General features: G+C 63.5%; 19 protein-coding genes. 3 read left to right on the forward strand and 16 right to left on the reverse strand.

The features are described from left to right. Window positions 1-121: 121 nt before the first annotated feature. The 14 genes from BM317_RS07540 to BM317_RS07605 all read right to left on the reverse strand — a co-directional run bounded on the left by BM317_RS07540 (window position 122) and on the right by BM317_RS07605 (window position 13,876). Window positions 122-1,039 (reverse strand): dihydrodipicolinate synthase family protein, encoded by a 918-nt coding sequence (locus BM317_RS07540; protein ID WP_025213515.1) that lies wholly within the window; start codon window positions 1,037-1,039, stop codon window positions 122-124. Window positions 1,040-1,221: 182 nt separating this feature from the next. Then, window positions 1,222-2,250, reverse strand: coding sequence for a trans-3-hydroxy-L-proline dehydratase (locus BM317_RS07545; protein WP_092172952.1), 1,029 nt, complete (start codon window positions 2,248-2,250; stop codon window positions 1,222-1,224). 107 nt (window positions 2,251-2,357) lie between these two features. Further along, the gene (locus tag BM317_RS07550) at window positions 2,358-3,080 is read right to left on the reverse strand and encodes an amino acid ABC transporter ATP-binding protein (protein ID WP_092473764.1); all 723 of its coding nucleotides are present in this window, start codon (window positions 3,078-3,080) and stop codon (window positions 2,358-2,360) included. After that, window positions 3,073-3,723 carry an amino acid ABC transporter permease gene (locus tag BM317_RS07555; protein WP_092172958.1) on the reverse strand — a complete coding sequence of 217 codons (651 nt, stop codon included), beginning with the start codon at window positions 3,721-3,723 and terminating at the stop codon, window positions 3,073-3,075. Before BM317_RS07555 ends, BM317_RS07550 begins: the two co-directional genes overlap by 8 nt. 12 nt (window positions 3,724-3,735) lie before the next feature. Then, window positions 3,736-4,401 carry an amino acid ABC transporter permease gene (locus BM317_RS07560; RefSeq protein WP_060742046.1) on the reverse strand — a complete coding sequence of 222 codons (666 nt, stop codon included), beginning with the start codon at window positions 4,399-4,401 and terminating at the stop codon, window positions 3,736-3,738. Beyond that, complete coding sequence (locus BM317_RS07565; RefSeq protein ID WP_092473766.1) at window positions 4,394-6,169, reverse strand: cis-3-hydroxy-L-proline dehydratase; 1,776 nt, start codon at window positions 6,167-6,169, stop codon at window positions 4,394-4,396. The genes BM317_RS07560 and BM317_RS07565 overlap by 8 nt, the downstream gene beginning before the upstream one ends. Before the next feature lie 10 nt (window positions 6,170-6,179). Then, complete coding sequence (locus BM317_RS07570) at window positions 6,180-6,998, reverse strand: ABC transporter substrate-binding protein (RefSeq protein WP_072404405.1); 819 nt, start codon at window positions 6,996-6,998, stop codon at window positions 6,180-6,182. Between the two features lie 234 nt (window positions 6,999-7,232). Beyond that, on the reverse strand, window positions 7,233-7,982 hold the full coding sequence (locus tag BM317_RS07575; RefSeq protein WP_092172963.1) for an AraC family transcriptional regulator: 750 nt from the start codon (window positions 7,980-7,982) through the stop codon (window positions 7,233-7,235). A 187-nt stretch (window positions 7,983-8,169) separates the two neighbouring features. Further along, window positions 8,170-9,426, reverse strand: a complete 1,257-nt coding sequence (locus tag BM317_RS07580) for an NAD(P)/FAD-dependent oxidoreductase (protein WP_092172966.1) — start codon at window positions 9,424-9,426, stop codon at window positions 8,170-8,172. Continuing rightward, entirely contained in the window at window positions 9,423-9,659 is a 237-nt protein-coding gene (locus tag BM317_RS07585; protein ID WP_092172969.1) for a 2Fe-2S iron-sulfur cluster-binding protein, read from the reverse strand. Before BM317_RS07585 ends, BM317_RS07580 begins: the two co-directional genes overlap by 4 nt. Next, a complete protein-coding gene (locus tag BM317_RS07590; protein WP_092172972.1) occupies window positions 9,652-10,767 on the reverse strand; it encodes an NAD(P)/FAD-dependent oxidoreductase in 1,116 nt (371 codons plus the stop codon). Before BM317_RS07590 ends, BM317_RS07585 begins: the two co-directional genes overlap by 8 nt. Next, a complete protein-coding gene (locus BM317_RS07595) occupies window positions 10,764-11,696 on the reverse strand; it encodes a 4-hydroxyproline epimerase (protein ID WP_092172975.1) in 933 nt (310 codons plus the stop codon). Before BM317_RS07595 ends, BM317_RS07590 begins: the two co-directional genes overlap by 4 nt. 112 nt (window positions 11,697-11,808) lie before the next feature. Beyond that, window positions 11,809-12,480, reverse strand: a complete 672-nt coding sequence (locus tag BM317_RS07600) for a GntR family transcriptional regulator (protein WP_092172978.1) — start codon at window positions 12,478-12,480, stop codon at window positions 11,809-11,811. Window positions 12,481-12,709: 229 nt separating this feature from the next. Further along, window positions 12,710-13,876 carry an MFS transporter gene (locus tag BM317_RS07605; protein ID WP_092473769.1) on the reverse strand — a complete coding sequence of 389 codons (1,167 nt, stop codon included), beginning with the start codon at window positions 13,874-13,876 and terminating at the stop codon, window positions 12,710-12,712. A gap of 137 nt (window positions 13,877-14,013) precedes the next feature. Here BM317_RS07605 and BM317_RS07610 point away from each other — a divergent pair, with 137 nt between their 5' ends. Then, window positions 14,014-15,405: an aminotransferase-like domain-containing protein gene (locus BM317_RS07610; RefSeq protein ID WP_092473771.1), complete on the forward strand. Its 1,392-nt coding sequence runs from the start codon at window positions 14,014-14,016 to the stop codon at window positions 15,403-15,405. A gap of 257 nt (window positions 15,406-15,662) precedes the next feature. Next, window positions 15,663-17,804 carry a TonB-dependent siderophore receptor gene (locus BM317_RS07615; protein WP_092172987.1) on the forward strand — a complete coding sequence of 714 codons (2,142 nt, stop codon included), beginning with the start codon at window positions 15,663-15,665 and terminating at the stop codon, window positions 17,802-17,804. 51 nt (window positions 17,805-17,855) lie between these two features. Here the strand turns inward: BM317_RS07615 and BM317_RS07620 are convergent, their stop codons facing one another. Both BM317_RS07620 and BM317_RS07625 read right to left on the reverse strand, forming a co-directional pair. Then, the gene (locus BM317_RS07620) at window positions 17,856-18,590 is read right to left on the reverse strand and encodes an SDR family NAD(P)-dependent oxidoreductase (RefSeq protein WP_092172991.1); all 735 of its coding nucleotides are present in this window, start codon (window positions 18,588-18,590) and stop codon (window positions 17,856-17,858) included. A 302-nt stretch (window positions 18,591-18,892) separates the two neighbouring features. Continuing rightward, window positions 18,893-19,099, reverse strand: a complete 207-nt coding sequence (locus BM317_RS07625) for a tautomerase family protein (protein ID WP_092172994.1) — start codon at window positions 19,097-19,099, stop codon at window positions 18,893-18,895. Window positions 19,100-19,227: 128 nt separating this feature from the next. Between BM317_RS07625 and BM317_RS07630 the strand changes: the two genes are divergently transcribed. Next, a complete protein-coding gene (locus BM317_RS07630) occupies window positions 19,228-20,151 on the forward strand; it encodes a LysR family transcriptional regulator (RefSeq protein WP_092172997.1) in 924 nt (307 codons plus the stop codon). Window positions 20,152-20,194: the final 43 nt, after the last annotated feature.

The following is a 20,194-nucleotide window of genomic DNA, read 5'->3' on the forward strand; positions in this document are numbered from 1 at the left end:
TCCTGTGGGAGCGGGCTTGCTCGCGAAGACGGCGGCACATACAGCATAGTCCTACCAGACAGACCGCTTTCGCGAGCAAGCCCGCTCCCACACAGGCCTCCTTACTTTCTTGGGGGAGGTCTTAAAGCCCCACATCCGGCAACGCCGGCCGATTGGCCATGGCCTTGGCCATGATCTGCTCCACATACACTCGGTCTTCCTCTGGCAAGGCCAGGCGCGGTGGGCGGGTGAGGGCGCTGCCGCGGCCGGCGATGGCTTCGCACAGCTTGATGCATTGCACCAGGTCGGCGCGGGCGTCCAGGTGCAGGATCGGCATCAACCATTCATAGATTGGCATCGCCTCGGCAAAGCGTCCGGCGCGGGCCAGGCGGAAAATGGTTTCGCCTTCCTTCGGGAACACGTTGGACATGCCCGAGACCCAACCTTCGGCGCCCACGGCAAGGCTTTCCAGCACCACGTCATCGAGGCCGGCGAACAATACAAAGCGATCGCCGACTTCGTTGCGCACGTCGATGAAGCGCCGGGTATCGCCGGAGGAATCCTTGAAGCACACCACGTTGTCGCAATCGGCCAGGGAAATCAGGATGTCGGGGGTCACGTCATTCTTGTAGATCGGCGGGTTGTTGTAGACCATCAGCGGCACATCGGCGTGGCGGGCCACGTAGCGGAAATGCTCGGCGGTCTCGAAGGGCTTGGAGCCATAGACCAGCGCCGGCATCAGCATCACCCCGTCGACGCCCACCTTGCGCACTGCGTTGGCGACCTTGGCGGCCTGCACGCTGGTGAACTCGGCCACGCCGCAGATCACCGGCACGCGGCCACGGGAGGCGTCCACCGCGACTTCGGTCACGGCGATTTTTTCCTCGGCGCTCAGGGACGTGTTTTCCCCCACCGAGCCGCAGACCACCAGGCCGGAAACGCCATCGCGAATGACGTTGGAAATCACTTGGTGGGTTTTTTCCAGGTTGATGGAAAAGTCGTCGTTGAATTGCGTGGTGACGGCGGGGAAAACGCCGCTCCAGTTGATGCGTTTGCTCATGGTTGTCTCCGGTGGTTAATAGTGTGTGGCGAGGGGATTTAGCGAAACGTCGCACCGCCCCGTTGGGCCGCGAAGCGGTCCTGAAATCTGGCGACTCGGTGTATCAGTAGGAACCAGGGGGCTGCTTCGCAGCCCAACGGGGATAAATCCCCTCGCCACAGGGGTGTGTGCAAGTTGAAAGATCATGCGCCAGGCCAGGTGTCTGAAAGCCGATAGCCCTGGGGCCACGGATCGGCCGGGTCGAGCAACAGCTGATGGGTTCCGGTGATCCACGCCCGTCCGGCGATACACGGATAAATCGCCGGGCGTCCGGCCACGTCGGTCAGTGAGTCGATGCGGCAGTGGAATTCGGAGCCGATGATCGAGCGGCCGATAAACCGCTCGCCCACCTGCATCAAGCCCTTGGCGTGCAACACCGCCATGCGTGCCGAGCAACCGGTGCCGGTGGGGGAACGGTCGATCTTGCCAGGCTGGATCACCACGGCGTTGGCGCCGGTGGCAATGCCATTCTCCTGGACGATGGGCGCGGCGATCTGGCAGAACGAGATGTGCGACCAATCAGGATTCAACGGGTGCACGAAGCCCAGTTGTTCGTTGGCGGCGCGGGTGATCTTCAAGCCCACGGCCACCAGCTCGGCGGCTTCCTCGGGGCGAATGGCAAAGCCCAGGCGTTGGGCGTCGACGATGACAAAGCTGTCGCCGCCATAAGCGGTGTCCACCTGCAGGGAGCCCAGGCCTTCGACTTCGATCCAGGCATCGAGGCGGTCGGCGAAGGAGGGCACGTTCTTGATCTCGACCCGTTGCACCTTGCCGTCGCGGCAGTCGGCCACCGCCTCGATCAGGCCGCCGGGCGCTTCCAGTACCAGGCGGGTCTGGGGCTCGGTCATCGGCAGGATGCCGCTGTCCAGCAACACGGTGGCGACGCACAGTGAGTTGGAGCCGGACATCGGCGGGGTGTCGGCTGGTTCCATGATGATCCAGGCCATTTGCGCCCGTGGGTCCTTGGCCGGCACCAGCAGGTTGACGTGACGGAACACACCGCCACGGGGTTCGTTGAGGACGAAGTTGCGCAGGGTCTGGTCCTGGGCGATCCAGCGTGACTGCTCCCACACCGTGGCACCGGGTGGTGGCGCGACACCGCCGACAATCACATCGCCGACTTCGCCTTCGGCGTGGCAACTGACTACATGGATGATTTTTGATGAGCGCATGGATCAAATCCTTTGTTGTCTGGTCGGGCCTCATCGCGAGCAAGCTCGCTCCCACATTGAAATGCGTTCCCCTGTGGGAGCGAGCTTGCTCGCGATAGGGCCATCCGCTATTTCACCGACTTGAGAAACGCCGCCGTCTCCGGCTGCACCGGGTTGCCGATCACCTGGTCCGGCGGGCCGATTTCATGGACCCGTCCATTGCAAAAGAACGCCACGCGGTCGGACACGTCCCGGGCGAAGCGGATCTCGTGGGTCACCAGCACCATGGTCATGCCGTCTTCGGCGAGCATGCGCATGGTGTCCAGCACCTCGCCCACCAGTTGCGGATCCAGGGCCGAGGTGGCTTCGTCGAAGAGCATGTAGTCCGGCGACATCGCCAGGGCCCGGGCGATGGCCATGCGTTGTTGCTGGCCGCCGGAAAGCTTGCCGGGGAAGGCCTTGAGCTTGTCCCCCAGGCCCACATGTTCAAGCTGCTTCACCGCCAGCGCCTCGGCGTCCTGCTTGCTCTTGCCCAGCACCTTGCGCGGCGCCAGCATCACGTTTTCCAGTACGGTCAGGTGAGGGAAGGCGTTCCATTGCTGGAAGACGATGCCGATCTTCTGCCGCAAACGATTGAGATCAGTGGCCCGGTCATGGACCTCGATGCCGTCCACGCGGATGCTGCCTTTCTGGATGGGCTCAAGGCCGTTGATGCACATCAGCAGGGTCGACTTGCCAGAGCCGGAACCGCCGATGATCGACACCACTTCGCCCTTATCCACCGTCAGGCTCACACCCTTGACCACTTCCAGGGCGCCGAAGGCTTTATGCACGTTTTCGATCTCAATCATTTTCCTGCCACCTTCTTTCCAGGCGTGCGCCGAGGCGGGCGACCACCAGGCTCATGACGTAGTAAATGAGGCCCGCGATGCACAGCACCAGCAGGGGTTCCTGAATGCGCGTGACGATGGTTTGCGACGCCCGCAGCAATTCGACGATGCCGATCCACATCACCAGCGCGGTGTCTTTCATGACGCCCAGCACCAGGTTCAGCCAGCCGGGAAAGGCCACCCGCGTGGCAATCGGCAGGACGATGAAGCGCAGGTCCTGCACATAGCTCAGGCCCAGCGACCGGCTGGCCCGGCGGGTGCTCAACGGCACCGCCAGCACGCCACCGCGGACGATCTCGGTGAAGTACGCCGCGGCGTAGATCCCGAGCACGATGCAGCCGACGGCAAAGGCACTGAGGTTCAGGCCGGCGATGCTCTTGAGGGAGTTGAACAGCACGAACTGGATCAGCAGCGGCACACTGCGAAACACGTCCAGCAGCCAGGCCAGCGGCAGGCTGGCCCGCGGCAAGAGCGCCCGCAACAGGCCGAACAGCAACCCAGCGAGAGTGCCCAGCAGGATCGACCACACGGTCAGCTGCAGCGTGACCCAGGCCCCCTCGAGCAAATACAGCAGGTCGTTGACGCTGAGGCTTGTAGAAAACATGACCCACCCTCCTCAGTAACGAAACAAGCGCCAGGACAACAGCCGGGCCAACCCGACGATCAGCTTGGCGATCAGGTAATACAGCACCGCCGCGAGGGCGAAGTATTCGAAAGTGCGGAAGGTCTTGACGTTGTATTCCTGGGTGACACCGGTGAGGTCGTTGTTCAGGCCGACCACCACCCCCAGGGACGTCATCAGCACCGCCCAGACCATCTGGTTGGTCAGCGGGTAGAAGACGATGCGCAACAGTTGCGGGACGATGATCATCCGGTAGGCCTGGAAGGCACTCATCCCCAACGAACGGGCGGCGCGCATTTGCGTACCGGGCACGGCCTTGAGACCGCCGCGAAAGTTTTCCGCCAGGTAGCCGGCGTTGTTGAAGGTGATCCCGGCCAGCAAGGCCAGCCAGGAACTGACGTGCAGCCCGAGGGAGCCAAGGCCGAAGTAGAGGATGTAGATCTGGAACAGCGAGGGCGTATTGCGGGCGATGGACACCCAGCCATTGCCCACGCCTCGCAGCAAGCGATTCGGGGCCTGGCGCATCACCGTCAGCACCAGGGCGATCAGCACGCCGAAAATCATCGACAGCGCAGCGGTCTCGAAGGTCACCCAGGCCCCGGCGAGCATGTCGGGCAGGGCGCGCAAGGCTGGGCGCCATTGGAAGCTGTAGTCAAACATGGGGCTGGCTCCCGGTGCGGGTGGGTTGCAGCCACGTCGGCGGCTGGCCGCGAGTCGCGGCGGTGCATGCGGCCTCGACGCAATCGGCGAGGGCGGCAAAGTGCACCCCGCGACCGACCAGGCCGGGTGCGTAGTGGGCGTATTTACCGGAGTTGGTCATCAGGGTGGTGGCGTGGGGCGGGATCACCGGCTCACCCAACATGCACCAACAGGTGTCGGTCACCAGCACCGCGCCGAAGGCCTCGATGGCGGTCAGATACCCGGCTTTGCGGGCCTGCTCCAGCACCGCCCGGCCGCAGGTGATTGCCAGCACCACATAGGGATGCTTGACCCGGCCCGCGCACAAGGTCGCGAGGGCGGCGAATTCACTGAGGGAGAAATGCGGATTGCCCAGGGACACCACGTCCACCCAGTTATCGCGGGCGCTGTTGAGTTCGCGCCAACTGGCAAGCAGGCCCGCGGCATCGACGCTTTCGTGTGGTAACGCGACGTCACGCTCCAGGACATCGGCCGGGTCGAGGGCTTCCGGTGTCACCCCGGCGATGTGGAACAGCGGTGCGGCGCTGGTGGTGGCGAACGCGGCGCCGAAGGCCTTGAGGTCGTCCAGGCTCGGTGCGGCGCGTTCCAGGCCGCGTATCAGCGGAATACGCCGGCCGGCCAGACTCCCGATGTGGTAGCCCAGCAGCGGATAGAAACTGTCATCGACTTTGCCCAGCGCCGGCACGTCGACGATCAGCCGGGCCCTGCGCGGATCGTCGAGATGGCAGCCGGTCAACGGTGCCCGCCCGCAGAGGGCGATGCAGATGTCGAGGAAGTCCGGGTACTTTTGCGTGCGCGCGCCCAACACGCTGTTGGCATAGACCACCGCGTTGGATTCGGCCCAGACGATTTGCTCGCCAGCCTTTGGCGCGGTGTCCAGCAGATAGGGGGCGCAGGTGAAACTCAGCTGGGCGCCCATCGCCATGTAGGCATCGCCCAAGGCACTGGCCGGCTCGCCCAGCGCCGGGTCGACACCCAGCTCGCGCCAGCGACGCTGGTCCACGGAGATGGAATTGAGGGTGGTGGGCACGCGAACTTTCGCGCCCCATTGCACCAGTTGCTCGGCAAAGCGCAGGCTGGCGGGACCGGTGTAGATGCAGCCGTCGATGTGGGCCTGGGTCACGTCCAGCAATTGCGTGGCGCCCTGGATCTCGGCCATGCGCAGCACGATGTGCATCGCCACTTGGGCAGCTTTGCCATGGCTGCCGTCGAGCAATGCCCGGTCTTGTTCGGTCAGTTCCAGGGTTGAGAACGTGGGCGGCTGGGACGCCGCGTACGAACCCTGCCAGCCGTCGTCCAGGGGGCGGCCAGACAATGTCAGGACATCGCCTTCCAGACGGACAAAACCCTGGCCGCGCAGCCCATTGAAGGCCTCGTGTCCTACGCACAACACCGGCAGCGAACGCTGGAAAATCACCTGCGCCACCAGCACGCCCAGGGTCAGGATTTCATCGGCTTCGGCCAGCACCAGGGCTGCGGGGGCGTGGCCGTTGCTGATCAGTTCCATCAAGACGCTGCTGCCGGTACAGGAGCCGCGTCCGCTGGGAATCGCCAATACGCGCCCGGCCAGGTGCTGGCCACTCAAGGGATGGTGCCGGTCGATGACCTCGCCACTGGCTGGATCGACGCCGCCCCAGAAACTCAGCCCCACCTCGGCGAACAGCAGGGCGCCCTGGGCGGCACCCTCCACCAGGCTGCGGCCTTTCACACGGACAGGCGTGCTTGGCATGCGCCGATCCTCAGTAGTAGACCTGGGGAACGGTCAGGTTGGCCGGCGGGATGTCGGTGCCGACCCATTTGACGAACAACTCCTTGTAGCGGCCGGTGCGCACCTGCTGGTTGACGAACAGGTTGAGGTAGTTGAGCAGGCCGTACTCGCTGCGCTTGGCCCCGAGGGACACGTAGTCGATGACGTAGGGCGCGTCACCGGCGATCTTCAGGCCCTTGTACTTGCCCGACTTGATGGTCGCGGCGGCCACGGTGTTGGTCACCACGGTGGCATCGATGTGCCCCTGGGCGACGGCCAGCAGGGTGTCGTTCTGCGACTGGTAGGCGCGGAAGCTGCCGCTGCCCCAGCTCTTCTGGTCCTTCTCCAGGGCGATGGCTTCGTAGGTGCTACTGGTGTTGCCCAAGGCTTTGCCCTTGAGGTCGGCGTAGCTGTTGATGCCGGTGTTGTCGCGGGTCAGCACCACCATCTGGAAGGCGAAGTAGGGCACGGTCAGGCCGACGGTCTTGGCTCGCTCCAAGGTGTCCGACGTGGAAGCGACGATGACGTCGGCGCGCCCGGACAGCAGCGCGGGGATTCGGTCGGAGAACGGCGTTTCCACCACTTCGGCGTCTACGCCGAGGACCTTCGCCAGGTCCTGGCAATAGTCCACGTCGAATCCTGCCGGTTTGTTGCTTTCGTCGCGAAAGCCCATGGGTGGGAAATCCAGGGTCACGGCGCAGCGCAGTTTGCCGGAACCGATGATGTCGTCGAGTTTGTCGGCGTGGGCCGGGGCGATGAAAAGCGGGGTGAGGACAACGCTGAGGGCTACGGCCAATGCAGGGTTTTTCATAAATGCCTCGCTGTCGAATAAATGCGGTGAAATATCGTATTGAGGATTTCGTATACGATATTAAATAAGCAATCGGCATGCCTGTTTCGAGTTGAGTCGCAGTGATTGTGTGGGAGGACTGACCTAGAGGCTTTTCCGGCGGGCGGTGGCATACAGGGGCAGGGTGCTACGTTGGCCTGTGGTGTTACAGATGGGAGCAGCCACGGGATCCGACGCCCCATCAGGGAACATGGATCAGCGCTGATTCTCGCGATATTGGCTGGGCGACAGGCTGGTCAGGGCGCGGAACTGGCGACTGAAGGCGCTGTGATCGGTGTAACCGCAGCGCAGGGCGATCTCGGTGATCGGCAGGTCCTGGTCGAGCAACAGCCGCGAGGCTTCCTCCAGCCTGGCCTTGTGAATCATCTGTCGCGGCGTGAGTTGGAAGATGCGCTTGCAGTGCCGTTCCAGTTGCGCCACCGACAATTCGGCGATGGTGGTCAGCTCGGCAAGGCTGATGGGGCGGGCGAAGTGCTGCTTGATATGGGCGTCCACCGCCGCCAGTTTGTGAAACGCCGGGTGGCTCGATTGCGGCAGTTGCAGGTCGCGGGAAATGCCGGCCAGGCCGACGATCCGGCCCTCCGGATCGTGCAGGGCGAGCTTGTGGGTCAGGCACCATACGGGCTGGTTGCCGTAATACAAATGCAGTTCGAGCTGGTCGGCCAACTCCCGCCCGCTGGCCAGCACCCGGCGATCCTGTTCGGTGTACAGCGGGCCGAAGCGTTCGGGGAACACCTGGTCGGCGGTGAGGCCGAGCAGGTCGCTGCGGTGTTTGAAACCGCAGCGCCGGGCCAGGGTCTGGTTGACGAAGGCGTAGCGGGCCTGCGGGTCCTTGATGAAAAACACCACGTCCGTGAGGGTGTCCAGCAGCGGGGCGATGGGTTGCAGGCTGCCTAGCAGGGTGTCGAGGTCGCAAGGGGCTAGGGAGGTGAGCGAGGGGTACATGGTCTGGATTCTGAGAGGACGCAGAGATCATAGAGCCAAAACCATTGAGGCAGGAAGGTCTGGAACCGACTCGGTCTACTGTGGGAGGGGGCTTGCTCGCGAAGGCGTCGGTACATTCAAAATCGTTGCAAGCTGAGCCACCGCTTTCGCGAGCAAGCCCGCTCCCACAATAGAATATCAGTCCGGTTCAGGTGGGCGGGGTTTCTGCCAGGTTCAGCAAGGTCTCGATCCGCGCCGGGCTGAAGGGCGGGCGCGGCAGGGGTGGAGTCCAGCCTAGCAGGTGTTCCAGGGCGGCGCCGCACACCCGGCCCTGGCAGGCGCCCATGCCGCAGCGGCTGGCCAGTTTCGCTTCGCGCCAGTTGTCATGACCGGCCAGTTCGCCATACGGTACGTCCTCGCAGCGGCAGACCAGGGTGTCCGCCGTGGCCAGGGTCTTGAGGCGTGGATCGAGGGCGAAGGCCGTGTTCAGGGCCCGGGCGAAATCCTGCCAACGTGCGCGACGGGGCCACAGCTGTTGGGCGGCGCCGCTGTTGCCGACGGCGGCGTGGCCGGCGATGGCGCCTTCCACCAGCGCCAGTTCGCTGCCGCCGAAACCGGTGCACTCACCGGCGGCGTAATGTTCGCGGCGAGAGGTCGCTTGCCACGCGTCCACCGCCAGCGCCTGGTCTGCGACCGCGCAGCCCAAGGCCTGGCCCAACTGGGTATTGGGAATGAGCCCGAAACCGCAGGCGAGCCGATCGCAGGCCAATTCAATCGTCTTGCCTTGCTGGTGCAGGCGCACGCCCTCCAGCCGTTCCCGGCCGAGGGCTTCCACCACATGGGTGTCGGTGCGGTAGTGCCGGTCGAACAGGCTGAACGATTGGAAAAACTTCCCCGGCCAGCGGGGCAATTGCGCGGCGAAACCGGCGACGGCGCCGCGCCGGGCCTGCTCGGCGATGCGTACCACCTGTGCGCCCTGATGTTTTGCCGTGGCGGCGCTGGCCAGCAGCAAGGGGCCGCTACCGGCGATGACCAACCGTTCGCCGCGCACTGGCAAGCCGCCCTTGATCAACGCCTGCAACCCGCCGGCGCCGGTCACGCCGGGCAGTGTCCAGCCGGGAAACGGCAGCAGCAGCTCGCGGGCACCCGTGCACAGGATCAAGCGCTCGTAGCTGATCTGCCAGCCACGCTCGGCATCTTCCACCAGCAAGGTTTTATCCGCCGCGCAGGCGATCACGCGAGTACCGGCATGGCAGCGTACGTTGGCGCAGGTGTGCAGTTGATCGCGCAGGCGTCGGGCGGCGGCGGACAGGTTGGCCTGGGGGCCGTCGCGCCAGATCTGCCCGCCGGGCAGCGGGTTGTCATCCAGCAGCACGATGCGTGCACCGCTGCTGGCCGCGGCGAGGGCAGCGGCCATGCCCGCGGGGCCGGCGCCGATGATCAGCAGGTCGGTGGTTTCGTTCATGGTCGGGTCTGCACATGCATGCCATCGAGGCAGACCGTCTGGCAGGCCAGGCGGCGGCGACCATCGATCAACACCCGGCACTCCTGGCAGATGCCCATGCCGCACAAGGGCGCCCGTCGCTGGCCGCTGACCGAGGTGCGGCTGCAACCGTCCGCGCCCAGCGCCAATGCCGCCGCGACGCTGGTGCCGTTGGCCACTGACAAGGGGTGGCCGTCGAGGAATAGATCAGGCATGGGCCGGCTCTCCAAGGAAACGCTGCGGCAGGTAAGCTTGAGGCGCCAGCGGCGAGGTTTCGTCGAACAGCTGGGCCACCAGCAAGTCGGCCGTCGCCGGTGCCGTGGTGACGCCCAGGCCTTCGTGACCGACCGCCAGCCACAGCCCCTTGCGCTGTGGATGTTGACCCACCAGCGGCAAGCCGTCGGGGCTCGCCGCGCGGAAACCGGTCCAGGCCCTGATGCCGTTAAGATGCGCCAACCCGGGCATGTATTCGACGGCGCGCTTGAGCATCTTCGCCAACATCCAGCCTTCCACCTGCGGATCGACGCTGCCGAACTGCCGTGAGGCGCCGATGAACAATTGTCCGGTCGGGCGTGGTTGGATATTGCACGCCACCGAGGGCCCGCTGGCGTTATGGGCGCTGGTGACGTAGCCCAGTTCCACCAGGGTGTGGGTGACGGTAGCGGGGTAGCGGTCGGTGATCAGCAGGTGGCCCTTCTTCGGCTCGATCGGCAGTTCCGGGCATAACTCGGTGGCTTGGATGCCATTGGCGAGGACCACCGCGTCGGCGCTCAGCCAGCGACCCTCGCCGAGGCGCACGCGGTGACCGTCGACTTCGCTGACCTGTGCCCGCTGCTGGCGAATGTTGGGCGCGTCGAGCATCCAGCGGGCGGCTGCCGGAGCGTAGAGGATGCCGTCGCCCTTGATCAGCAGCCCGCCTTCCAGCCCAGGGCGTAGCTCGGGTTCACGTTGATGCAGAGCGGCTTGGCCGATCAATTCACAGGCTTCGCCATGGGCCAGCAGGTTCAGGTATTTGCTCTGGGCCACCGCCATTTCTTCGGCATTGGCCGCCAGCCACAAGGTGCCGTTGTTGCGCCAGGCACAACCCTCGGGCAGGGCCGGGGCCAGTTCGCGCCAGCGTTGCAGGGAATATTGACTGAGGGCCAGTTCCGCCGGGTTGTCATCCAGCACCAGCAGATGCCCCATGCCGGCCGCCGTGGCGCCGTGCCAACCGGCGTCCAGCACCAACACGTTGACGTTGCGCCGGGCCAATGCCTGGGCACAGGCTGCGCCAATGATGCCCGCGCCGATGACGATCACGTCGGCGACATGACCCTCGCTCACGGACGAATGCCCCAGGCGAACGGGTCGTCCGCTTCGATGATCAGGGTGGTTTCGGCACTGATGTAGGCGCGACCGCGAATGGTTGGCACGATGCGCTCGCCCGAGTGTTCATAGGAGCCTTCGAACTCGCTGCCAATGACACTGGCCTGGCGCCAGATCTGCCCAGGTTGCAGTTTTCCATCGGCCGCCAGGCACGCCAGCTTGGCGCTGGTGCCGGTGCCGCAAGGGGAGCGGTCATAGGCCTTGCCCGGGCAGAGCACGAAGTTGCGGCTGTCGGCTTGCGGGTCATCGGCAAACAGTTCGATATGGTCGATCAGGCCGCCGTCCTCGCCGCGAAAACCCTGTTGCTCCAAGGCTTGCTGTACGGCGTAGGTGTAGGCGGTCAATGCGTCGAGGTTATCGCCGGCCACGCGCTGGCCATGTTCGGCGATCAGGAAAAACCAGTTGCCGCCCCAGGCCACATCGCCCACCACCTGGCCGATGCCGGGCACTTCCAGGGCCAGTGCCTTGCGGTAACGATAGGCCGGCACGTTGCGCACGCTGACCGAGCGGTCTTCGTGCAAGGTTGCCTGTACCGTGCCCACCGGGGTTTCGATGCTGTGCACGCCAGGGCCGATCCTGCCCAAGTGGGCCAGTGACGCCACCAGGCCGATGGTGCCGTGGCCGCACATGCCCAGGTAGCCGCTGTTGTTGAAAAAGATCACGCCGGCACAGGCGCTTGGGTCCACCGGCTCGCAGAGCAGCGCTCCCACCAGCACATCGCTGCCCCGGGGTTCCAGCACGCAGGCGGTGCGCCAGGCGTCATGCTCGCTGGCCAGGCGTTGCTTGCGCTCGGCCATGCTGCCCTGGCCCAGGTCAGGAAAACCGTCGGTGACCAGTCGGGTCGGTTCGCCGCCGGTATGGGAATCGATCACGGTGATGCGTTTCATGGGAGGGCCACGTCCGTTCAGGTGAGTGACGGTAAGCGTGGCCCGCGCCCAGGGCTGAAGGCTTGATGGTTTTATCTGTCGCCGATGACGAAATCGGCACAGCGTTGGCCGATCAATGGCTGGAAGGCAGGAACTTGAACAAGGTCTCGCAGACCCCGGCAATGTGTTCGTCCAGCAGCGCCACGGCCCGCTCGACATCACCGGCGCGGCAGGCCTTGATGATTTCCCGGTGCTCGTGATCGGCACGGTCCTTACCAGCCGAAAGGCTCATCTGCATGCGCAAATAACGCTCCAGCTTGTCGTGGACCGAGCGAATCAGGCTCACCATGAACGGCCGTTGCGCCGGTTCGTAGAGACAGGCGTGCAGTTGCCAGTTCAGTTCGGCCCAACGCCCGACGTCGTCTTCACCGACGAACTCCCGGCAGATGCTCTCGGCGCGGGCGAAGGTGTCTTCGGTCATGTTGGGAATCGCCAGGCGCAGCACTTTGTCTTCCAGCAGCATGCGCACCTCGAACATCTGCGCCAGCTCTGCCTCGGAAATGCGCGTCACCATCGCCCCGCGATTGCGCAGGAACATCACCAGGCCTTCGGCCTCCAGGCGCTTGAGGGCCTCGCGCACGGGGATCTTGCTGACATTGAACTGGCGGGCGATGTCATCCTGGCGAATCGGCTCGTCCTCGGCAAAATGCCCAGCCACGATGGCATCGCGCAGGTGGCGGGTGATGATTTCCGAGGTGGAAGGGGTGTTGCCCAGGTCAGGCAGGTTGAACTTGGATAAAGTCACGGCGGCGGGTCGTTCGGCTTAGGTGGGGATATGGTATACGACTTTGCCGAGACGGTCGTTGGGGCTTTGAACCGTTAGGTCGACCCCAATTTGTGGCGAGGGGATTTATCCCCGCTGGGCTGCGCAGCAGCCCCCACCAATGTATAAACACCTGCTACAGCGGATGATGGATTTAAGGGCTGCTGCGCAACCCAACGGGGATAAATCCCCTCGCCACAAGGGTTTGTGTTCAGCCGTGGGACAGGTGGCTCACATAAGCCTCGGTCCGGACGATGCGCCATCCGGTAACAGACACCCCAGCCAACAACGCCAGGCCGAACACGATCAACGCCACGTCAGCGCCGAAATGATCGGCCAGCAACCCGGTCACCACCACCGGGATGCTGAACCCGACATAGGCGAACAGGAAAAAACCGGCACTGACCCGGGCCTTTTCCGCGCCGGCCATGGCCGTGACGGCCGACAACCCACCCAGGTACAGGAAACCGTAGCAAGCGCTGCTGGCGCCCAGCGCTCCCAGCAACACGGCGAGCAGGGAGCCGGCGCTCGCGCCCCAGGCCAGCAACGCGTAGCTCGCAGGCAGGATCAACAGCCCCAGACCCGTGGCCCTGGCCGGCGACATGCGCCGCACCCAAGGCTGGAAGAGCAAGCCGCAACTGATGACCGTGAAGGTCGACAGGCCCGACCAACGCTGCAAGTCGTGGGTTGCCAGCACCGACGGCAATATGGCGATGACCAGGCCCGAAGTCGCCCAGGCCAACAGCATGGAAAAGCTGTAGGGCAGGCTGCCGGCGGGAAACAAAGGCAGGCGCAGCAGCGGCGCGTCTTTGATTTTCAGCGCCGGGTCCGGTAGCCGCCAGACCACGACAATCGCCAGGGCGGCCAACAGCAGCTGCAGCCAGAAGCTGCCGGGCGTGGCGCTGTGATGGACGAACAGGAACAGACTGGTCAACGCCGCCCCCAGGCCAAAACCCAGTGAGGTGCTGGCGGTGACCCAGTTGGCCGGCGAGCGGGTATCGCGGGTTGCCATGAGCTCTGTCATATAGGCGGTCGAGGTGGCCGAGGCCAGCCCCGTGCCGACCCCCATCATCAAGCGCGCCACGCCCAGCGCCACCAGGCTTGGCCAGAGCAACGTCACCAGCGTCGCCAACATCGACAGCCCGAGCGCGACCAGGATCAACGGCTTGCGGCCCACCCGGTCGGCCAGTCCACCGAACGCCAGCAGGACCGGCAACACCCCCAGCACATAACCGGAAAACGCCACCGCCGTGGCCCCGGCCCCGGAGCCGGACAATTGCGCGTAGGTGGTGTACAGCGGCGCCTGCAGGTTGACCGCGAGGGTGATCAGGCAGAGGCCGAAAGCCAGCCCCCAGGCATGTCGATGCTGTGGGTTCAAGAGTGTTCCTTAAAGGGTGCGCATGAAGTCCCGGGGACTATCACCGCCGGGCACAACGCAAACAAGGAACAGACGCCGGTCATTTGTGTTTAACTGTTTTCTCGAAAATCGAGAACACTTGGCCAAGAGTGCCCGCTGTGGACCTGAAGATTGATCGCAACACTGCCGAGCCCATGATCCGGCAGCTCGTGACGCACCTCACGGGCTGGATCAACGCCCATGGCATTCGCCCCGGCGCGCGAATGCCGTCCATTCGCCAACTGGCCCGGGAAAATGGCCTGAGCCTGTCGAGCGTGATCAAGGCCTATGACCAACTGGTTGCCAGCGGGGTGCTGGAGTCTCGGCATGGTGCGGGCTTTTTTGTCGCGCAACAGGTGGTCCTGCCGGTGGAGCCGATACCTGAAACGGATAACGTGTCGTGGCAATTGTTCGACAATGAGTCGACGCAGCTCAAACTCGGTTGTGGCTGGCTGCCCGACGCCTGGCGCGACGACACCGACCTGGGACAGGCGATCCGCCAGGTGGTGCGCAGCGACAACCACGCGTTGTTCAACTACAGCACCCCGTTGGGTTCGCCTCATCTGCGCCTGCAGCTTCAAAAACGCCTGGGCCTGATCGACATTCACGTCGACCCGGCACAGATCATCACCACCCAAGGCGCCAGCCAGGGCCTCGACCTGCTGGTGCGAACCCTGCTCAAGCCCGGTGACCTGGTGCTGGTGGAAAGCCCCGGCTACTACAACCTGTTCAATCTGCTGAGGCTGCAGGGGGTCAAGACCGTGGCGGTGCCGCGAACCGCCCAGGGCCCGGACATCGCCCGCCTGGAACAGCTTCTCGGCGAGCACAAACCCTCGTATTTCTTCATCAACAGCATGTACCAGAACCCCACCGGCACCAGTCTGGCGCCGAGCGTGGCCTATCGTCTGCTGCAACTGGCGACGGCCCATGACTTTTGTCTCATCGAGGACGACATCTACGCCGATTTCCAGAATGGCCCGACATCCCGCCTGGCTTCCCTGGATGCCCTGGACCGGGTGATCTACCTGGCGAGTTTTTCCAAGACCTTGTCCAGTTCGCTGCGCATCGGTTATGTGGTCGCCCAGCCCGACATCATCCGGCGCCTGGCCGAAGTCAAGATGATTACCGGCATCGGTTGCTCGCTGCTGGCGGAAAACGTGGTAGCGACGTTGCTGGCCAACGGTGCTTATCGCAAGCTGATCCAGCGCTTGCGCCAGCGCCTGAACAAGCAGATGGCAAGTACGCTGCGCCACCTGGACCCGGCCAACTGGGAAGTGTTTGCCGAGCCGATGGGGGGAATGTTCGTCTGGGCCAGGCCTCGGTGCCTGGCGGCGCAACGGGTGCAGCAGATCGCCCGGGAGTTGGAGATCCAATTGTCCCTGGGTTCGACGTTCCTGCCCCAAGGGGAGGCGTGCGACTGGTTGCGGTTGAACGTGGCCTATACCCAAGACCATCGTGCGCAGACGTTTTTCCAGCGGGTCGCACAGGAGTCGATTGTGGTGGGCCTGTAGGGCATGGGGAGATTGTTCTGGCGCCATCGCGAGCAAGCTCTCGCTCCCACAGGGGATAGCGGGGCCAATCACAAGGCTTGTAGCCATTGAAGATCCCTGTGGGAGCGAGCTTGCTCGCGATGACGGACTGAACGGTCACAAAAATGTCGATGTTAATGGGAATGGATATCAAACAGCAATGAGTTGCTGTATCTTTCGCGATACATTCTTGTCAGCTTCCCGATGTGGAGGCTTTTTTCCATTAGGATTGTGCATCGATGCGTCGGATACTCGTTTCACTGTGTGTGCTCCAGGCTTACTCCGTTTCCACCTGGGCCGAGCAGCCAGTCCCAGCCAAGCCGGCCTCCCTTGAGCTGCAAGCCACGGATATCGTCGGTAGCGCCGACTATGAATCAGCCCAGGGTCCAGTGAAGGGCTATCACGCCACCCGTTCGGCCAGTGCCACCCGTACCGACACGGCGATCCATGAAACCCCACAGTCCATTTCCGTCGTGTCCCGCGATGTGGTCGAAGACCTGAGCGCCACACGCTTGCAAGATGCTCTTGATTACGCCGGCGGTGTGGGCCGGGCCAACAACTTCGGCGGCCAGGGCCTGACCACCTTTACTGTGCGCGGTTTCACCACCGGGGAGTTCTACCGCAACGGTTTCCCGATCAACCGTGGCTACCCGAACATGCCGGACGCCAACACCATCGAGCGGCTGGAAGTCCTGCGCGGCCCGGCCACTATGCTCTATGGCCGTGGCGATCCGGGCGGTACCTTCAACGTGGTGTCCAAGCAACCGTTGGCCGAGCGCACGGTGACCCTGGGCAGCCAGGTCAGCGATCAGGGGATGCGTCGCGGTACGCTGGATGCGTCCGGCCCATTGGACGAAGAAGGGCGCTTGGCTTATCGCTTGAACGTGATCGGCGAGGGCGGCGATACGTTCCGCGACCACGTCGAGACCGAGCGCTACGGCGTCGCGCCGGTGGTCTCCTGGCAGGTCAACGACACCACGCGCCTGATTTTCGAAGGTGATTTCATGCGCAACAATGCGCCGCTGGACCGTGGCCTGACCCATTACGCCGGCCAGCGCGGCACCGCCTCGCGCGATACGTTCTTCGGCGAGAAAGATGCCGGCAAGCTGCACAACGATAACAACATGCTGCAGGTGCGTTTCGAGCACATGCTCAACGACGACTGGACCCTGGCCGGCGGAACCCAATGGCTCGACGGCACCTTGCAGGGCAATGCCGTCGAAGGCAACGGCATCGCCGCCGATGGCCGCACCCTGGGGCGCAACTTCAACTACCGCAAATTGGAGTGGACCGATCGGGACACCCAACTCAACCTCACCGGGCATTTTTCCACGGGCGGGTTCGAGCACACATTGTTGACGGGCGTCGAGTATGAAGACTACGACTACCAATCCATCATCCAGCGTTCCTCCGGCGCTGTCGGTGCCTACCCGATCGATATCTTCGACCCGGTGCATGGCCAGCCACGCCCGGCATTGACGCGCAAGCCCACCGATGACCAGGAAAACCTCAAGACGTTTGGCGTGTTCGTCCAGGATCAGGTGGCGCTGACTGAGCGTTTGAAGTTGTTGGCGGGGGCAAGGTTTGAGCGATTCGAGCATCAGTATGAGAGTTTCGTCCCCCAGAACCCGCCTGGTAGTCGGAACTGGGACGTCACCGACAGCGCCGTCACCCCGCGCCTGGGTATGATCTATGACCTGACCGACACCGTGGCGGTCTATGCCAATACCGCACGCTCGTTCAAACCCAACACCGGTGCCAGACTCCAGGGCGGAGGGTTCAAACCGGAAGAGGGTAAGTCCTACGAAATGGGGATCAAGTGGGAAGCGCTGGAGCGTCAGTTGAGCGTCGACGCGGCGATCTACCAGATTGAAAAGCGCAACGTCCTCACGCCCGACCCGCAGGATGCAACATTCAACGTGGCCGCTGGCGAAGTGCGCAGTCGCGGATTTGACTTGAACGTGGCGGGCAATTTGACGCCGCAATGGCGCGTGATCGGTGGCTATGCCTATGTAGATGCCGAAGTGACCAAGGACATCAGCATCCCGTCCGGCACTCGCCTGCTCAACGTGCCCAAGAACTCCTTCAGCCTGTTGAACGTCTACGAATTCCAGGACGGTGGCCTCAAGGGGCTCGGCCTTGGCGTAGGTGCCAAGTACGTTGACGAGCGGGCCGGCAATACTGCGGCCAGCACCTTTACCATGGACAGCTACACCGTCGTGGACTTGCTCGGCTACTACAAGGTCAACGAGCGAATCCGCCTCAACCTGGACCTGAAGAACCTGTTTGACGCCGACTACGAAGAGGGTGCATTCGGTGGCGTATATGCCTACCCGGGTGCACCGCGGACGGTACAGGCCGGGATTTCCTACACCCTTTGAAGTCGCGCGCAGTCCAGGTGGGAGCGAGCAAGCTCGCTCCCACAGTTTTTCCTACCACTTGCCGGTGCTCATCCCACCGTCCACCGGCAGTATCGCGCCCGTCGTGAAGTCAGCGCCCGCCAGGTACAACACGGCCTCGGCAATTTCCTCGATGGTGCCCACGCGACCGGCCGGGGCCAGGTTGTCGAGGAAGTCGCGGTGCGCCGGGTCATGCATGGGTGTGTCGATGATGCCGGGGGCGACCGCGTTGACCTTGATGTTGTGGGGCGACAGTTCCAGGGCCAGGGCGCGGGTCATCTGGTTGACGCCGCCCTTGATCAACACCGGCAGCGCAGCCGGCACCTGGATGTTCGGTTGCAGGGCCACGGCGGCTGAAATGTTGATGATGAAGCCGCGCTGGCGCCCGATCATGTGCGCCGCTGCGGCCTGGCTGGCGTAGACGAGGCCCTTGAGGTTGGTGTCCAGCAGCGCGTCCAGGTCCTGGGGGCTGTATTCGACGAAGGGTTTTGGCAGGAAGAAACCGGCGTTGTTCACCAGCCCGTCAACGGCGCCAAACGCCTCGACAGCTTGGGCAATGAGGGCGGTTGAAGTGGCCGGATCAGCGATGTCACCGGCCACGGCCATGAAACCGGCCGGGTGGCCGAGCTGGGCGGCGGCAGCGTCCAGTCCGGACGAAGAGCGGGCATTGCCCACCACGTTATACCCCCGGGCCAGGAACGCCTTGACCAAACCCAGGCCGATCCCGCTGGAAGCGCCGGTAATGATGACGGTTTTGTTGAGGCTCATGATTGACTCCTGATCACATTGAATGGAACCGATGCGCCTGTATGGCGGTGGTTGAGCTCAGGGTATTGATGCCTCAGGGTTTGATAAATAAGGCTTCTGGTACTTGAGTTGATACTTCATGTAATCAATCTCGAACACCCCATAAACCCCTGTGGGAGCGGGCTGCTCGCGAAGGCGGTATATCAGCCGACTCAAATGTCGACTGACACACCGCCTTCGCGAGCAAGCCCGCTCCCACAAGGGGAATCACCAGGCAGAAAAAAGCCCGGTCAGTTGGACCGGGCTCGGGAGGGGCAGAGCGTTTATTCCTTGGGAAGACTTCGATACTCGGTGGTCGTCATCCCCGCATAACCCCAGTTATCCGTATCCACTTCCTCGATCACGATATGGGTCAAGTGAGGGTCCTTGCCCAGCACGCGCTGGAGGGTTTCGGTGATTTCGGCAATCACCTGGGCTTTCTGTTCACGGGTGACGCCGTCTCGGGTAATTCGCACATTGACGAAAGGCATGTTGCACTCCAACGGATGGGAAATGGACGCAGGACAACGCCCGCGTGTTGCGAGGCCACTGTATTTATACGCCACGGGCTGATAAACAGTGCTTTGGAAACTTCAGTTGATACGCGGTGTAACGAATCATGAAGCGTCATTTCGAAGACCTGCAGTTGGGCAGCATAGAACTGTTCTGCCTCGCGGCGGAGGCGGGCAGTTTCACGGCTGCGGCGCAGTTGGCGGGCGTTACCCCGGCGGCGGTGAGCCGCTCGATCTTTCGCCTGGAGGAGCGCCTGGGCTCGCGGCTTTTCGTGCGCACCACCCGCAGCATCCGCCTGACCGAAGCCGGCAAGACCTATTTCGAACAATGCCGGCAAGCGCTGACGCAACTGGTCGAGGCACAACAGGAAATGATGGGCGCCCAATCGGTGCCGTCCGGGCAACTGCGCATCAGCTTGCCCACCACCTACGGGCATCATCGGATCCTGCCGTTGCTGCCGGCCTTTCGGGCGTTGTACCCGCAGGTCAGCGTGGACCTGCACCTGAGCAATCGAAACATCGATTTCGTCGCCGAAGGGTATGACCTCGCCATCCGGGTGCGAGCCCAGCCGGACTCGTCGATGATCGCCCGGTTGCTGGAAAACGCGAAACTGGTGGTAGTCGCCTCTCCGGATTACCTGCGCAAGGCCGGCACGCCGCAGGTTCTTGAAGACCTGGACGACCATGAGTGCATCCAGTTCGAATTGCCCAGCAGCGGGCGACGGATTTCCTGGTTGTTCAATGTCGAGGGCAAGGAAAAGGAGGTGTTCGGCGAAGGAGGGTATTGCTGTTCGGACGACGTGCTCGGCGGCGTGACACTGGCCAAACACGGCGCCGGCTTGTTCCAGACCTACAAATTCATCGTGGAGCAGGAGCTGGCCAATGGGCAATTGGTGGAGGTACTTGCGCCTTTTGCGGGGCGCTCGCGTCCGTTTACCTTGCTGTATCCCCATGGCCGGTATGTGCCGCAACGGGTGCGTGCCTTCGTGGACTTCCTGTTGGAGTACCGGCAGCACTGGTCCGGAGCCTGACAAAACCCCCTCCCCACAATGAATCACATCAGTTTTGCGTTCA

The organism is Pseudomonas sp. NFACC24-1, from assembly GCF_900115235.1.
GTDB classification, from domain to species: Bacteria; Pseudomonadota; Gammaproteobacteria; order Pseudomonadales; family Pseudomonadaceae; genus Aquipseudomonas; species Aquipseudomonas fluorescens_AA.

Coding starts and splice junctions, on each gene's coding strand:
- BM317_RS07540 (WP_025213515.1), bottom strand. CDS start 1,039: ATGAGCAAACGCATCAACTGGAGCGGCGTTTTCCCCGCCGTCACCACG.
- BM317_RS07545 (WP_092172952.1), bottom strand. CDS start 2,250: ATGCGCTCATCAAAAATCATCCATGTAGTCAGTTGCCACGCCGAAGGC.
- BM317_RS07550 (WP_092473764.1), bottom strand. CDS start 3,080: ATGATTGAGATCGAAAACGTGCATAAAGCCTTCGGCGCCCTGGAAGTG.
- BM317_RS07555 (WP_092172958.1), bottom strand. CDS start 3,723: ATGTTTTCTACAAGCCTCAGCGTCAACGACCTGCTGTATTTGCTCGAG.
- BM317_RS07560 (WP_060742046.1), bottom strand. CDS start 4,401: ATGTTTGACTACAGCTTCCAATGGCGCCCAGCCTTGCGCGCCCTGCCC.
- BM317_RS07565 (WP_092473766.1), bottom strand. CDS start 6,169: ATGCCAAGCACGCCTGTCCGTGTGAAAGGCCGCAGCCTGGTGGAGGGT.
- BM317_RS07570 (WP_072404405.1), bottom strand. CDS start 6,998: ATGAAAAACCCTGCATTGGCCGTAGCCCTCAGCGTTGTCCTCACCCCG.
- BM317_RS07575 (WP_092172963.1), bottom strand. CDS start 7,982: ATGTACCCCTCGCTCACCTCCCTAGCCCCTTGCGACCTCGACACCCTG.
- BM317_RS07580 (WP_092172966.1), bottom strand. CDS start 9,426: ATGAACGAAACCACCGACCTGCTGATCATCGGCGCCGGCCCCGCGGGC.
- BM317_RS07585 (WP_092172969.1), bottom strand. CDS start 9,659: ATGCCTGATCTATTCCTCGACGGCCACCCCTTGTCAGTGGCCAACGGC.
- BM317_RS07595 (WP_092172975.1), bottom strand. CDS start 11,696: ATGAAACGCATCACCGTGATCGATTCCCATACCGGCGGCGAACCGACC.
- BM317_RS07615 (WP_092172987.1), top strand. CDS start 15,663: ATGCGTCGGATACTCGTTTCACTGTGTGTGCTCCAGGCTTACTCCGTT.
- BM317_RS07620 (WP_092172991.1), bottom strand. CDS start 18,590: ATGAGCCTCAACAAAACCGTCATCATTACCGGCGCTTCCAGCGGGATC.
- BM317_RS07625 (WP_092172994.1), bottom strand. CDS start 19,099: ATGCCTTTCGTCAATGTGCGAATTACCCGAGACGGCGTCACCCGTGAA.
- BM317_RS07630 (WP_092172997.1), top strand. CDS start 19,228: ATGAAGCGTCATTTCGAAGACCTGCAGTTGGGCAGCATAGAACTGTTC.